The 13,578-nt window shown below is 68.3% G+C and carries 16 protein-coding genes; 11 read left to right on the top strand and 5 right to left on the bottom strand.

The genetic code is table 11. The features are described from left to right. Window positions 1-20: 20 nt before the first annotated feature. Window positions 21-794 (bottom strand): fumarylacetoacetate hydrolase family protein, encoded by a 774-nt coding sequence (locus EGH21_RS10180; protein ID WP_220618365.1) that lies wholly within the window; start codon window positions 792-794, stop codon window positions 21-23. A 162-nt stretch (window positions 795-956) separates the two neighbouring features. On the opposite strand from EGH21_RS10180, the gene EGH21_RS10175 reads away from it, so the two are divergent. Genes EGH21_RS10175 through EGH21_RS10150 form a run of 6 tightly spaced genes read left to right on the top strand, consistent with a single transcriptional unit; the run spans window position 957 to window position 6,272 of the window. Then, complete coding sequence (locus EGH21_RS10175; protein WP_220618364.1) at window positions 957-1,691, top strand: prephenate dehydrogenase/arogenate dehydrogenase family protein; 735 nt, start codon at window positions 957-959, stop codon at window positions 1,689-1,691. Then, window positions 1,688-3,112, top strand: a complete 1,425-nt coding sequence (locus EGH21_RS10170) for a small ribosomal subunit Rsm22 family protein (RefSeq protein ID WP_220618363.1) — start codon at window positions 1,688-1,690, stop codon at window positions 3,110-3,112. The genes EGH21_RS10175 and EGH21_RS10170 overlap by 4 nt, the downstream gene beginning before the upstream one ends. A gap of 58 nt (window positions 3,113-3,170) precedes the next feature. Then, window positions 3,171-3,968, top strand: coding sequence for a 5'/3'-nucleotidase SurE (surE, locus tag EGH21_RS10165; RefSeq protein ID WP_220618362.1), 798 nt, complete (start codon window positions 3,171-3,173; stop codon window positions 3,966-3,968). A gap of 32 nt (window positions 3,969-4,000) precedes the next feature. Next, window positions 4,001-5,050 (top strand): flippase-like domain-containing protein, encoded by a 1,050-nt coding sequence (locus tag EGH21_RS10160; RefSeq protein WP_220618361.1) that lies wholly within the window; start codon window positions 4,001-4,003, stop codon window positions 5,048-5,050. Between the two features lie 48 nt (window positions 5,051-5,098). Beyond that, window positions 5,099-6,037 (top strand): DMT family transporter, encoded by a 939-nt coding sequence (locus EGH21_RS10155; protein ID WP_220618360.1) that lies wholly within the window; start codon window positions 5,099-5,101, stop codon window positions 6,035-6,037. A 49-nt stretch (window positions 6,038-6,086) separates the two neighbouring features. Further along, the gene (locus EGH21_RS10150) at window positions 6,087-6,272 is read left to right on the top strand and encodes a hypothetical protein (RefSeq protein WP_220618359.1); all 186 of its coding nucleotides are present in this window, start codon (window positions 6,087-6,089) and stop codon (window positions 6,270-6,272) included. On the opposite strand, the gene EGH21_RS10145 is transcribed toward EGH21_RS10150, so the two are convergent. Then, window positions 6,273-7,124 (bottom strand): hypothetical protein, encoded by an 852-nt coding sequence (locus EGH21_RS10145; protein ID WP_220618358.1) that lies wholly within the window; start codon window positions 7,122-7,124, stop codon window positions 6,273-6,275. Between the two features lie 130 nt (window positions 7,125-7,254). Here EGH21_RS10145 and EGH21_RS10140 point away from each other — a divergent pair, with 130 nt between their 5' ends. The 3 genes from EGH21_RS10140 to EGH21_RS10130 all read left to right on the top strand — a co-directional run bounded on the left by EGH21_RS10140 (window position 7,255) and on the right by EGH21_RS10130 (window position 9,205). After that, complete coding sequence (locus EGH21_RS10140) at window positions 7,255-7,935, top strand: carbonic anhydrase (RefSeq protein WP_220618357.1); 681 nt, start codon at window positions 7,255-7,257, stop codon at window positions 7,933-7,935. A 168-nt stretch (window positions 7,936-8,103) separates the two neighbouring features. Then, a complete protein-coding gene (locus EGH21_RS10135) occupies window positions 8,104-8,736 on the top strand; it encodes a hypothetical protein (RefSeq protein WP_220618356.1) in 633 nt (210 codons plus the stop codon). 130 nt (window positions 8,737-8,866) lie between these two features. Further along, window positions 8,867-9,205: a hypothetical protein gene (locus EGH21_RS10130; protein WP_220618355.1), complete on the top strand. Its 339-nt coding sequence runs from the start codon at window positions 8,867-8,869 to the stop codon at window positions 9,203-9,205. On the opposite strand, the gene EGH21_RS10125 is transcribed toward EGH21_RS10130, so the two are convergent. Further along, the gene (locus EGH21_RS10125; RefSeq protein WP_220618354.1) at window positions 9,165-9,458 is read right to left on the bottom strand and encodes a chorismate mutase; all 294 of its coding nucleotides are present in this window, start codon (window positions 9,456-9,458) and stop codon (window positions 9,165-9,167) included. The two genes, EGH21_RS10130 and EGH21_RS10125, sit on opposite strands and share 41 nt — an antisense overlap. After that, window positions 9,455-10,333 carry a shikimate kinase gene (locus EGH21_RS10120; protein ID WP_220618353.1) on the bottom strand — a complete coding sequence of 293 codons (879 nt, stop codon included), beginning with the start codon at window positions 10,331-10,333 and terminating at the stop codon, window positions 9,455-9,457. The genes EGH21_RS10125 and EGH21_RS10120 overlap by 4 nt, the downstream gene beginning before the upstream one ends. A gap of 94 nt (window positions 10,334-10,427) precedes the next feature. Between EGH21_RS10120 and EGH21_RS10115 the strand changes: the two genes are divergently transcribed. After that, on the top strand, window positions 10,428-10,859 hold the full coding sequence (locus EGH21_RS10115; RefSeq protein ID WP_220618352.1) for a DUF5796 family protein: 432 nt from the start codon (window positions 10,428-10,430) through the stop codon (window positions 10,857-10,859). 123 nt (window positions 10,860-10,982) lie between these two features. Here EGH21_RS10115 and EGH21_RS24400 read toward each other — a convergent pair whose 3' ends face one another. Next, on the bottom strand, window positions 10,983-11,117 hold the full coding sequence (locus EGH21_RS24400; RefSeq protein ID WP_255491942.1) for a DUF7128 family protein: 135 nt from the start codon (window positions 11,115-11,117) through the stop codon (window positions 10,983-10,985). 85 nt (window positions 11,118-11,202) lie between these two features. On the opposite strand from EGH21_RS24400, the gene EGH21_RS10110 reads away from it, so the two are divergent. Next, window positions 11,203-13,371: a CDC48 family AAA ATPase gene (locus EGH21_RS10110; RefSeq protein ID WP_220618351.1), complete on the top strand. Its 2,169-nt coding sequence runs from the start codon at window positions 11,203-11,205 to the stop codon at window positions 13,369-13,371. Window positions 13,372-13,578: the final 207 nt, after the last annotated feature.

Raw genomic sequence — 13,578 nt, 5'->3', positions numbered from 1 at the left:
TCGAGAAGGGGCTCGCGGCGTCAGGGAATCTTCACGGAGTGTTTCAGCGTCCCGATGCCCTCCACCTCTATCTCCACCTCGTCGCCGTCTTCGAGCGGGCCGACGCCCTCCGGCGTCCCGGTGGCGATGACGTCGCCGGGTTCGAGCGTCATGTACTCGGTAATCTCGGCGATGAGTTCCTCGACGGAGAAGATGAGGTGGTCGCGCGAGGAGGACTGCCTGACCTCGCCGTTGACACGGCTCTCGATGGTGGCGTCTTCGGGGACGTGTTCCGGCGTCGCCACGAGCGGGCCGATGGGACAGGCGTTGTCGAAGGCCTTCCCGCGGACCCAGTTCTGCTCTATCTCCTGGTCGTCGCGGTTCGAGATGTCGTTGAGGCAGGTGTACCCTGCGACGACGTCCATCGCACCGGACTCGCTGACGTTCTTGCACTGCTCGCCGATGACGACGCCCAGCTCGGCCTCGAAGTCGATGCGCTCTTTCCCCGACGGCATGGTGAGCTTGCTCCCGTGGGAGGCGACGGCGTTCGGTGCCTTCAGGAACAGCATCGGCCTGTCCGGCAGGTCGGAGCCCATCTCTTCGGCGTGGTCGGCGTAGTTGCGGCCGATACAGACGATTTTGGTCGGTTCACACGGTGGCAGGATGTCCACGTCGTCGGGAGCGTACGTCTCGTCGCCGAAGGCGATGCGCCCGTACGGACCGGCGGCCGCCGTGACGACTGGTTCTCCGTCCTCGACGGTCCAGCGACCGCCACGGACGTTCCCCGCGGTGTCCCGGAATCGAACGCGCTTCATGACTCCGACGACTCGGGGCCGACGGATAAGCGTTTAGGAGGGGTGGGAGGCCTGCCGGCTGGAGGTTCGACGCCTGTCTACGGCGTATTCGTCAGTCGCCACATACCGGCGCGCCGGGAGTGACCGAACGGCTTTTGAGAGGCGCCGGGCTACGCTCGTCGCATGAACTGTCTCGTCGTCGGCGCCGGGTCCATGGGCCGCTGGTTCGGCCGGACCCTCCGGGACCACGCCGACGCGACACTCGCGTTCACGGACCTCGACGCGGACGCGGCACGCCGGGCGGCCGACGCCGTCGGCGGCCGCGCCGTCCCCAGTGACACGGCGGACCGATTCGACGTGGTCTGCGTCGCCGTGCCGATGCCCGTCGCCGAGGAGGCCATCGGCGAGTACGCGCCGTCGGCGACCGACGCCGTCCTCGACGTGACCGGGAGCATGGCCGGACCGCTCGCGGCGATGGAGACGGCGGCCCCAGACGTCGGTCGGGCGAGCCTCCACCCCCTGTTCGCGCCGGAGAACGCCCCCGGTAACGTCGCCGTCGTCACGGACGCCGGCGGCGACGCCGTCGACGTTGTCCTCGGGGCTATCGCTGCAGCCGGCAACGAAACGTTCGAGACGACGGCGGCCGAACACGACGAGGCGATGGAGACGGTGCAGGCCGGCGCCCACGCGGCGGTCCTCGCCTACGCGATGGCCGCCGACGACGTGCCCGACCGGTTCCACACGCCGGTCTCGGGCGGACTCGCCGACCTCGTCGGACAGGTCACCGGCGGTGACGCCCACGTCTACGCCGACATACAGGAGACCTTCGAGGGGGCCGACAGCGTCGCCGAGGCGGCCCGAGAGATAGCGGACGCGGACGCGGAGACGTTCACCGCACTGTACGAGGACCTCTCATGAACCCCGAGACGCGCCAGCAGATACGCGAGAACGCCCAGTACCTCCGGAACGTCCGTCCGGTAGACCCCGAAGAGATATTCGAGTACGTCGACGGCCAGCCACACCCGGCCGTCGTCCGGCAGGTGCTCCGCGAGGAGGCCGTCGACCTCGCGCTGGTCGAACAGGACGACGGCACGTTCGTCCCGGCGCCGGAGGGACCGCTCTCGCCGGCGGGTCCGTTCCACGGCGTCGAGCGCTTCCCCGAGGAGTACGGCCGGCGGGTCGAGAGCCTGCTCACCGACGCGTACGGCCCGGACTGGGAGCGCGGCGACAGCGGCGAGCAGTTACGCGAGCGCATCCGCGACGTGAAAGAGCGCTACCTCCGGCGCGACGACGTGGCCTACGACGACCTGACGGCCCACGGCTACGCCGTCTACCACCTGCCCGACTACTACGCGGTCACGCAGTACGTCCTCTCGGACCTGTTGGTCGAGGGCTTGCTCCCCACCAGACTCCGCGTCCTCGACGTCGGCGCCGGCGTCGGGGGGCCGGCGCTGGGACTGCTCGACCTCCTGCCGGACGAGGCGCTCGTGGACTACCACGCCATCGAACCGAGCGCCGCCGCCGACGTCCTCGAGACGATGCTCGACGACCCCGGACCGAACGTCGACGTCTCGATACACCGGGAGACGGCGGAGGCGTTCGACCTCGACGCCGCCGTCGCGGCCGACGGCCCGTTCGACCTCCTGCTGTTCGGGAACGTGCTCAACGAACTCGACGACCCGGTGAGCGTGCTCGAACGCTACCTCGGCGCGCTGGCCGACGACGGGACGGTGGTGGCGCTGGAACCCGCCGACCGGAACACCGCGACGGGCCTGCGCGAGATAGAGCGCGCCGTCACCGACGACGGCCCGGCGAACGTCTACGGCCCGACGGTCCGCCTGTGGCCCCACCAGATGCCCGAGAGCGAGTCGTGGTCGTTCGACCGCAAACCCGACCTCGCCGTCCCGTCGATGCAGCGACGACTCGACGACGCCGCGGGCGGGACGGGCGAGTTCGTCAACGTCGACGTCCAGTACGCCTACAGCGTCCTCCGGACGGACGGACGGCGGGCCATCGAGATGACGCCGGACCGCGGCACCCACGCGCCGATGGCCGACGCCGAGAGCTACGTCACCGACCGGGTGAACCTGCTGGCGGTCAAACTCAGCCACGACCTCTCGGAGGGGGAGTCCAACCCGCTGTACCTGCTCGGCGACGGCAGTCAGGAAGTCGACCACTTCGCCGTTGTCACCGAACCCTCGCTGTTGAACGACGACCTGCGAGACGCCGACTACGGCGACCTGCTCTCCCTGCAGAACGCGCTGGTCCTCTGGAACGACGACGAGGGGGCGTACAACGTCGTCGTCGACGGCGAGACGACGGTCGACAGGGCGCGCTGACGAGCGGCGCGCCACGCCCGGGCAGTGGGTTTTTCTCGCCCACGGCCCCAGACGGCGTATGGACGAGCCGACCATCCTGCTGACGAACGACGACGGCATCGACAGCGTCGGGTTGCGAGCGGTGTACGACGGACTCTCCGAGGTCGGCGACGTGACCGCCGTGGCGCCGGCGGAGGACCAGAGCGCTGTCGGACGCGCTATCTCTCACGAGGTCGACGTCCGGGACCACGAGATGGGGTACGTCGTCGACGGGACGCCGGCCGACTGCGTCGTCGCCGGACTGGAGGCGCTCGTCCCCGAGACGGACCTCGTCGTGGCCGGCTGTAACCGCGGTGCGAACCTCGGTGCGTACGTGCTGGGCCGGTCGGGCACGGTGAGCGCCGCCGTCGAGGCTACCTTCTTCGACGTCCCCGCTATCGCCGTCTCGATGTACATCCCGGTCCGGGAGGACGCGGCGTTCTCTGATATCGAGGCCGACGGCGACAGCTACGGCGAAGCGGTTCGGGCCACGTCGTATCTGGCGGACCACGCGCTCGGCGCCGGCGTGTTCGAGCAGTGTGACTACCTCAACGTGAACGCACCCGTCGCCGAGTGGGGGCCGGCGCCGCTCGAAGTCACCCGGCCCTCGCGACTGTACGAGATGGACGCCGTCCGCGACGGCGACGCGGTCACGCTCCACGACCGCATCTGGGAGCACATGGCCGACGGCGACATCCCGGACCCCGAGGGAACCGACCGTCGGGCCGTCGTCGACGGGCGAGTGAGCGTCTCCCCGCTCACCGCGCCGCACACGACCGAACACCACGAGGCACTGGACGCGCTGGCGGAGACGTACGACGCCGAGGAACGCCCGTAGATTGATACCGCTCGGCGGTCCAACGTGACTCGATGGCGACTGCGAGGGCCGAACGAGCGGGGTACGAACGGTTGGCGCTCGGTGCCGGCGTCGCGTTAGTGCTGTTCGCGCTCCTGTTCCTGTCGCTGGACGTCTCCGCGACGGTCGGGGCCCTGACCGGCGCAGACCTCCGGTTCGTCGCGCTCGCCGTGCTCCTGTCGCTGCTCGCCCAGTTCTGCTGGAGTCTGACGACGGTCGCAATCGTGGACGGTATCGACGGCTCGCTCCCCCGCCACCGCGTGCAGTTGGGCTACCTCTCCGGCACGTTCGGGAAGCAGGTCTTGCCGCTGGGCAACGTCGGCGGGTCGGCGATTCTGGCGTACGTGCTCGCCGAGGACTTAGACCGCCAGTTCCGCGAAGTGTTCGCGGCCGTCACGGCGAGTGAACTGCTCGTGTTCGCGGGGTCGCTCGGCGTCGCGACGCTGGGACTGGTGGCACTGCTGGTCAGCCCGCTCCCCGGCCTCGACGGTCCGCTCGTACTCGCGATGCTGGCCGCCGTCGTCTTCGCCCTCGTCGTCGGCGGGGCCGTCCTCGCGTACCGCCGGCACGTGGTCGCGACGCTCGTAGAGCGGACGGCCGCGCTCGTCAGGGCCACCGTCGGCCGCGTCTCGATGCGGGTCCACCGGTCGCTGGCGCCCCGTCGCGTCACGAACGGCGTCGAGTCGTTCCTCGCGGCCTTCGGCGCGGCGACGGGGGACACGCGACGCCTCGTGCTCGCGTCGACGCTCGCCGTCATGGGGTGGATAGCCTTCTCCTACGCGCTCCTGTTCGGTTTCGGCGCCGTCGGCGTTGCGCTCCCGGTCGGTCTGGCACTGTTCCTGACCCCGGCCAGCGGCCTCGCGACACTGCTGCCGACGCCGGGCGGGTTGGGCGGGACCGAAATCGGACTCACGGCGGTGTTGACCGTGTTGACCGGTGCGCCGCCGGAGGTAGCCGCCGCCGGTGTCATCGTCTACCGACTCGCGACGTACTGGCTGGTCGTCTCCGTCGGTGCGCTCGCCTCGCTGTACCTCTCGGCGACGGTGTGGCACGCCCTCGACTGACGACGACCCGATGGTCAGGGTTATGACGCCGCCCTCGTACACCTCGATATGAGCGAGCGACGGTCGGCAGTGCTGTTCGTTCTCCTCGCCGCGGTGTGGGGCACGTCGTTCATGGCCATCAAGGCCGGACTGGAAGCGTTCCCACCGGTGCTGTTCGCCGCCATCCGCTACGACCTCGCGGCCGTACTGATGGTCGGCTACGCTGCGGTCACCTGCGACTACTGGCTCCCGCGGACCCGCGCGGACTGGCTGACGCTGGTCGTCGAAGGGACGCTCATCATCGCGCTGTACAACGCCTTCCTCTTCGTCGGCGAGACGGGCGTCACCAGCGGCGTCGCGGCCATCCTCGTCGGGATGAGCCCCATTCTCTCGACAGTGTTCTCCCGCCTGTTCCTCCCGGACCAGCGACTGACGGTCGTCGGGACCCTCGGGCTTCTGCTGGGGTTCGTCGGCGTCGCGATGGTGGCGCGTCCGGACTCGTCGACGCCGCTCGCGAGCGAGGCGCTCTGGCCGACGCTGGTCCTGCTCGCGGCGGCGTCCGTCGCCCTCGGGAGCGTCCTCGTCCAACGCCTCGACGGCGACATCTCGCCCGAGGGGATGGTCGCGTGGTCGAACGTTCTCGGGGCCGTCCTGCTCCACGCTATCAGTTTCGGACTCCCCAGCGAGGCGCTCGCAGACGCCCAGTTCTCCCTCGCTGGCGTCGCCGCACTGGTCTATCTGGCGGTGTTCGCGAGCGCCATCGGCTACGTCGTCTACTTCGACCTGCTGGCTCGCCTCGGCGCGATAGAGATAAACCTCGTCTCCTACGCCGCACCGATATTCGCGGCCGTCTCGGGCTGGCTAGTGCTAGACGAGACGCTCGAACTGCTCGACGTGGCCGGTTTCGTGGTCATCTTCACCGGGTTCGTCCTGCTGAAACGGCACGCACTCGCGACGGAGTTGTCGCCGGTCCTCGACCGGGTCGAGGGCCTTCTCCCCGGCCGTTGAGTCGGTGCCCCCGGGAAGTTATTTGTCCGTGTCCGGCGAACGAGTAACCGTGAACGCCGATAGTCTCCGCGTCGTCCGACTCACCGCCCTCTTTCTCGTGGCCGGTGCACTGCTCGGGGCCGGCATCTGGACGTTCTGGCGACTGGGGCTGGTCGTCGGACTGGCCGCCGTCCTCGCGAGCGTCGCTCTCGTCTCCTACGCCGGCTACGACACCTACCGGTTCGCGACGGCGTAGTCAGAACAGCCCCGTCACGAACCCGAGTCCCATGGTACAGAGGACGACGGCCGAGAACACCGGGAGGTACCCCGTGTACTGCTCGACAGTCTCCTCGAAGTGCTGATAGCCGGCGAGCAACAGCAGGGTCAGGCCGACGATACCGACGACGACGGTCAGCGCGTACGCCGTCATCAGTTCGAGACAGTGTGCCGACCCGTAGCAGAGTGCGATTATCTCGAACTCCTCCTCGTGGGCGAACCCCAGCAGGAAGGCGAACCACGCGATACCGAGGAGGCCGCGGTCGGTGGCCTCCTCGAAGTCACCGTGGTCGTGGCTGTGGCCGCCGCCGAACGGGAGTCTGTCGGTCAGTCTCCCGAGCAAACCGCCGCCACCGTGGGCGTGCCCGCCTGCGTGACTGTGGTCCTCGTCGCCGTGCGCGTGCCCGTCGTCGAACTTCGAGAGGTGACCGTCGTCGTGCGTGTGGTCCTCGTGTCCGTGGCCGTCCCCACCGTGGGTGTGTGAGTGCCCCTGTCGGTACTCGCGGACACCCAGGAGTAGCAGGAGGACGCCAGCGACGATGCTCACCGGGCCGCCTATCTCGACGCCCGGTGGCACCACCACGGGTTCGTTGACCTGCGTCAGTTCGAAGTACGACTTCGCGTAGAAGAACACGGCCACCATCGCGATGCTGCTGACGAGGTGGCCGACGCCGATGAGGACGCTCGCCGCGAGGCCGTAGAGCCACTTGTTCGACTGGTCGAGGGCGTACGAGGCGGCGACTGGCCACCCGTGTCCCGGTTCGATACCGTGGACGGCACCGAGTGCGACCGCACCGAGGAACAACCCGAGGGCTTCACCGTGTACCGGCATTGTCTGGGATTCGACGATGTGACGGTTAGTGGTTGTTAATACTCGACAGGGGGGTCGCTCATACTGACATCACCGGCCAGACGGTTGCACCAGAGGGAACTACTATACCGACGGGCGTCGGTTTTCGCGTATGAGCGACACGATTCTCGACTTGCTGGAGCGGAACGCGGACCACGCCGAGAGGTTCGCCGACCGCTTCGACGACGTGCAAGACGCACAGCACCCCGAGGCAGTCACGGTCTGCTGTTCGGACTCGCGCGTGTTACAGGACGCCATCTTCGGCAACGAGGACCCCGGCTACCTGTTCACCTGCGGCAACATCGGCAATCGTGTCGTCCAGCGGACCGAGGCGGGCGAGGTGGTCTCCGGCGACGTGCTCTATCCGCTCGCACACACCGGCACAGAGACGGCCGTCGTCGTCGGCCACACCGGGTGTGGGGCCGTCACGGCGACGTACGACGACCTGACCGAGGGCCTCTCGGAACCGCCCGGTATCGAACACTGCATCGGTCTCCTGAAGCCACACCTCGAGGGTGGCGTCGAGTCGCTGCCGGACGACGTGGGCAGGGCGGGGGCCATCAACCGCCTCGTCGAGTACAACGTCGACCGACAGGTGGAGGTCCTCGTCGAGAGCGACGACGTGGCCGAGGACGTCGAGGTAGTCGGTGCAGTCTACGACTTTCAGGACGTCTACGGCGGCCAGCGGGGGGAACTCCACGTCGTCAACGTCGACGGCGAGACGAGCGTCGAGACCTTGCGGGCGGAGTACCCCGACATGGCGGACCGAGTGCATCGCCTCTGGGAGTACTGAACGCGGTCCTAATCCCCTTCAGAATCGCTGGACGCGTGTCTCCGAGGAGCACAGAGACCGAACGCCCGGTTCGACGTGGCGTACTGTTTCTCTGAGTCGGTTCCCGCCGAGACACACACCTGCGCGCGTGCCCCTCGATTTTATGTATCTCCACTGTCACGACGAGGTATGTTACGACGTGACCTCCTCCGAGCGGGCGCGACTGCCGGTGTGGTCGCCGGTGCTGGCTGTCTCGGCGGCGACGACGGCCCGGCGTTCAGGGAGGGCTTCGAGGACGGCCTCGGCGACTGGGAGTCCGGGGCCGCCATCGGGCCGGAGGTGGACCTCGCGGCGTTCGAGTGGGAGGTCGACACCACTAGCGACGAGGCGGCTGCTGGCGAGCGGTCCCTGCGTATCTGGAACGAGGGCGACTACGACGACGGCGTGACGTGGGTCGTCCATCCGGTCCCAGTGACGGCCGGGCAAGCTTACACAGCCACGGTGACGGCACAACTCTGGAGCGAGTCGGAGTCGTTCAACACGCTCCGAGACGCCGTGATGCGACTCGGCCCCGAGCCACCCGAGGTAGAGACGGACTTCCCACATCCGGGCGTCAACACCAGCGCACTCGGTCAGACGCCCTACGGCGGCCTGCGAGAACCACTCTGGCTCGCCGACGGCTGGCGCGAGTACACCTTCGAGTGGACGACGCCAGAACTATCCTCTGAGACGCTGTATCTTGCCGTCGGGACGGCGGTCATCTGGGAGGGCGACGCGACGCACTACGTCGACGAACTGACGGTCACCCTCGAACCGCGATGACGACGGTCCTCAACGGACGACTCGGCGGACTGGTCGTGGGGCTAATCGCCACGGCGGCCACGGCGGCAGCGTCAGAGCAGGGCTGGCAGACGCGACTGGGGTCTCACGGTGGGTCGCGCTCTCGGCCGAGGTGGTCTACGGGGCCGTCGCGGGCGGGGCACTCGTCGCACTGGAGTTGTCCGTCTTCGGCGTCCTCGGTGTCCCGCCGAGTGCCGTCGACGTGCTGGGCCTCACGCTCGGGTGGGGCCTGACCCTACTGCTCGCTACGCTCGCGGGTGTCACACTCGTCGCCGGCCGAGGAGTCGGCCGGTCGGCGGCCGTGCCGCTGGTTGTGTACCATCTCGTCTACGCGCTCGGACTGTGGGTCTGGGTCCGGGCTACGTGGATAACCTGCGTCCCGGCCAGCGCTGGACCGTCAGCGTCGTCGGCTACCGGTTCTCGCGCTGTTCGACCTTGTTCAACTCGATGAGGAGTCGGAACATCGCCTTCACGAGGTTGGCGTCGACGTCGAATCGCTTCGCGTTCTCGCCGGCGCGGTCCATCACGGCTTGTTCCTGCTCTTCGTCGGTGGTCGGCAGGCCCTTCTCGGCTTTGACCTGTGCGATAGTGTCGGCCACGTAGGTCCGCTGGGCTATCTTCTCGACTATCTCGCGGTCGATAGTGCGAATCTCCTCGCGCAGTTCGTCTAACGACATCTCCTCTGGGTTCGTGTTCGAACTCATACTGTGTGTGTTCCCTCCGTCTGTGTCGTGGTCAGCAGCGTCGTCCCGGGCCGCTCGTCCCAGCGCGCTCGAATCTGTTCGAGTGCTGGTCGCTCGCCGACGGCGGTGAACGAGGGGCCGGTCCCCGACAGCGAGACACCGTCGACGTGGCGCATGCCTTCGACGAGCGGTTCGGTGTCGAACTCCAGCGCGGCGCAGAACGCGAGGCCGTTGACCGTCATCGCTCGCTCGTACTCGCCGTCGAGCGCGAGGTCCTCGACGAGTCGGGCCATCGGCGCGACCTGCCGACAGCGCTCGACGTCCGCGTCCGCCGAGAACGCCTGCTCGGGGGGCGTCCAGACGAGCACGTCCCAGTCCACCTCGTCGCGGGCCAACACGTCGTCGGTGTCGTTGTCGGTGACGGTGACGCCGCCCAGCATCGACGCGGAGGCGTCGTCGAACGCGCCGGTCGCGGTCACGCCCACGTCGCGGGCGGCCATCACGCCGAGTCGCGCCATATCTTCTCGGGTCATCCGCTCGGTGGCGTCGAGTGCGTCCAGCGTCGCCATCACTGTCGCGTTGGCGGCCGCACTCGAACTCTTGAGGCCCGCGGCCATCGGCACCTCGCTCTCCGTGCGGACGTGGCCGCCGACGACCGGAGGCGTTCCGACGACTTCGGGCCCGCCGTGGGCGTCGACGACGTACTCGACGCAGCGCTCGACGAGGCGCGTGTCGGCGTCGGGGACGCCGGCCACCTCGCCGGTCACGCCCTCCGTCTCCGTCGACAACTCGACGGTCGCTTCGGTGTACTCGTCGATGGCGAACGCCGACCCACGGCCGGTCGCCAGCGCGTTGAGGACCGTCCCTGCGGCCGGTGCTGCTGCCGTGCCTTCCATCGCTCAGTTCTCCAGTCCGGGGCTATTTACCATCTGCGGAACCGGCCACGGCGACAACGGGTCGTTTTTCCACCAGCGACGGTAAGGCAGGCGCATGAGCAACCGCTCCGACATCGCGCCGGACACCCTCTCTGTCGAACTGAGCGAGGACGGCGTCGCAGTCGAGTACCTCGACGGGCGGACCGCCTTCTACCGCGGTGTCCCCGCGAAGGCCGAGGAGAGCGTCCGGACGGCGCCGGGCAAAGACACGCACGTCCTCGTCACCGACCCGACGGAGACGTCGGGCATCCTCGTCTACGTCAACGACCTGCGGACCCACGACGACATCATCGAGGAGAGCGGCGTCGGCCGGGTCGTCCTGACCGACGGCGAGGAGGACGAACTGTTCCCCGGCGTGACCGTCCGGGACCACCAGATGCGCGTCGAAGTCGACGTCGACTTCGAGGTCGCCGACGGGCGCGTGTTCGTCTTCGAGGAAGACGAGATGGGCGAACGGAGTTACGAAATCGTCCCGGGGGACGCGTAACGCGAACAGAGCTACGAAGTCGTGCCGGCAGAAGACTGAACCGGACCAGCCGTCGTCCTCGCGGACCGCTACTGGAACCGGGGACGTATCCGCAGAGCGTCGGGTCGCAACGCCGACGTGGTGCTACTGTATGTACGACGGGTCCTCGTCGTCGCAGTTGGCCTCGTGTTGTCGCGCGTCGTCCTGGTCGTCGAACATCAGCCCGCACGTCTCGCACTTGTACCAAGTCATCTCGTCGCGCTCGGTAGTGACAACCATGTGCGTCTGTCCGACGCCCGTGCGTAAATTGTTTTCCCGCGACACAACGGGAACCCTCAAGAGGGCCGGACGGCTAGCCGACGGCATGAGCGGGTCCAGCGACGGCGGCGTCGAACTCACTGTCGAGGGAGCCCACAAGCGCGACGCCGGCCGCGGCATCGCGCGCCTCCCCGAGTCCGTGCGGAGTGCCCTCGGCGTGCTGAGCGGGTCGCCGGTCATCATCGACGGCGAACGGATGACCGTCGTCAAGGTGTGGCCCGGAGACGACGACGGGTCGACGGTCCGCATCGACTCCGACACGCGGGCCAACGCGGGTGTCAACATCGGCGACACGGTGACGGTTCGCGCCGGCTCTGTCACCGAGGCGAACACCATCAGCATCCAGCCGATGGAACCCCTGCCGGGCAGCGACGAGTACGAACACATGGTGCGGACGCGGCTGGTCGACCAGATGGTGCAGGCGGACGAACGGACCCACATCGACGGCCTCGGGACGTTTCGCGTCCTCTCGACTGACCCGGACGGGCCGGTCCGAGTCACCGACCAGACCGACGTCTCGGTCCTCCCGCGCATCGAGGAGTCCGCCTCGGACGGGAACGCGACGGTCGACGAGCAGTCCGGCCCGACCGAGACGCCGAACGCCAGACCGGCCGAGACGGAGACGGGCGTGAGCTACGAGGACATCGGCGGTCTGGACGAGGAACTCGACCGTATCCGCGAGATGATAGAGATGCCGCTCTCGGAACCCGAGGAGTTCCGACGGCTGGGTATCGACCCGCCGAGCGGCGTCCTCCTGCACGGCCCGCCGGGCACCGGGAAGACGCTCATCGCCCGCGCCGTCGCCAACGAAGTCGACGCCTACTTCGACACGATCTCCGGCCCGGAAATCGTCTCGAAGTACAAGGGCGAGAGCGAGGAGCGCCTCCGAGAGGCGTTCGAACGCGCCGAGGAGAACTCCCCTGCCATCCTCTTCGTCGACGAAATCGACTCTATCGCCGGCTCTCGGGACGAGGACGCGGACATGGAGAACCGCGTCGTCGCCCAGTTGCTGACGCTGATGGACGGCCTCGAAGACCGGGGACGGGTGGTCGTCATCGGCGCGACCAACCGCGTCGACGCCGTCGACCCGGCCCTCCGCCGCGGCGGCCGCTTCGACCGCGAAATCGAAATCGGCGTCCCGGACGAGGGCGGCCGCCGGGAGATTCTCGACGTCCACACGCGGGACGTGCCCATCGGTGACGACGTCGACCTCGACCGCATCGCGGCCCAGACCCACGGCTTCGTCGGTGCCGACCTCGCCTCCCTGACCACGGAGGCCGCGATGTCGGCGCTGCGAGCCAAGCGCGACCGCTCGGACGGAGACGGCGACGAGACGGCGAGCGACGACGGCGCGGAGGTGACACAGGACGACTTCGACGCGGCGCTGGCGACGGTCGAACCCAGCGCGATGCGGGAGTACGTCGCCGAGTCGCCCGCCGTGTCGTTCGACGACGTTGGCGGTCTGAGCGAGGTCAAGCAGACGCTCACCGAAGCTATCGAGTGGCCGCTGGCGTACGGCGACCTCTTCTCCGCGACGAACACGGACCCGCCCAGCGGCATCCTCCTGTACGGCCCGCCGGGCACCGGAAAGACCCTGCTCGCTCGCGCCGTCGCCGGCGAGAGCGACGTGAACTTCATCCACGTCGCCGGCCCGGAGATAATGGACCGCTACGTCGGCGAGAGCGAGGAGGCCGTGCGCGAACTGTTCGAGCGCGCCCGCCAGACTGCCCCGAGCATCATCTTCCTGGACGAGATAGACGCCATCGCCAGCCACCGCGGACAGGGTAACGAGGTGACCGAACGGGTCGTCTCGCAACTGCTCGCCGAACTGGACGGCATCACCGAGAACCCGAACCTCGTCGTCCTCGCGGCGACGAACCGTCGGGACATGATAGACGACGCCCTCCTCCGGCCGGGCCGCCTCGAACAGCACGTCGAAGTGCCGAACCCGGACCACGACGCACGCGAGGCGATTCTCTACGTGCACACGGAGGGGAAGCCGCTGGCCGACGACGTCTCGCTGTCGCCCCTCGCAGCCGACACGGAAGGGTTCTCCGGGGCGGAACTCGAGGCCGTGGTCCGCGAGGCGTCGATGCTCGCCATCCGCGAGGCCGCCGACGAGATGGGGCCGGCGGAGGCCAGCGAACGGGCCGACGAAGTGACCATCACGACCGACCACTTCGAGCGAGCGCTGGCGCGAGAAGCGGAGCGCTGAGAGGCAGAATCTGTCTGATTCTTCGGTACCGTGTGTCGAAGAGAGGAACGGTCGAGTGGGCGCCGCCGACGAGGAGTGACGTGAAAGGCTGTCCGGACAGCCTTTGGCGGACGAGCGACGCCATGTGGCCGAGCAGCGAGACGGACTGTTGTACCGGCATCGACGTGAAAAGCGCCTTGCCGGCGAAATATCCTTGCGGAGCGAACG

The sequence above is a fragment of the Haloarcula rubra genome (assembly GCF_019599465.1).
Lineage (GTDB): Archaea > Halobacteriota > Halobacteria > Halobacteriales > Haloarculaceae > Haloarcula > Haloarcula rubra.
Note: the sequence above shows the minus strand (reverse complement) of the source record. Positions and strands in the feature narration are given on the sequence as shown.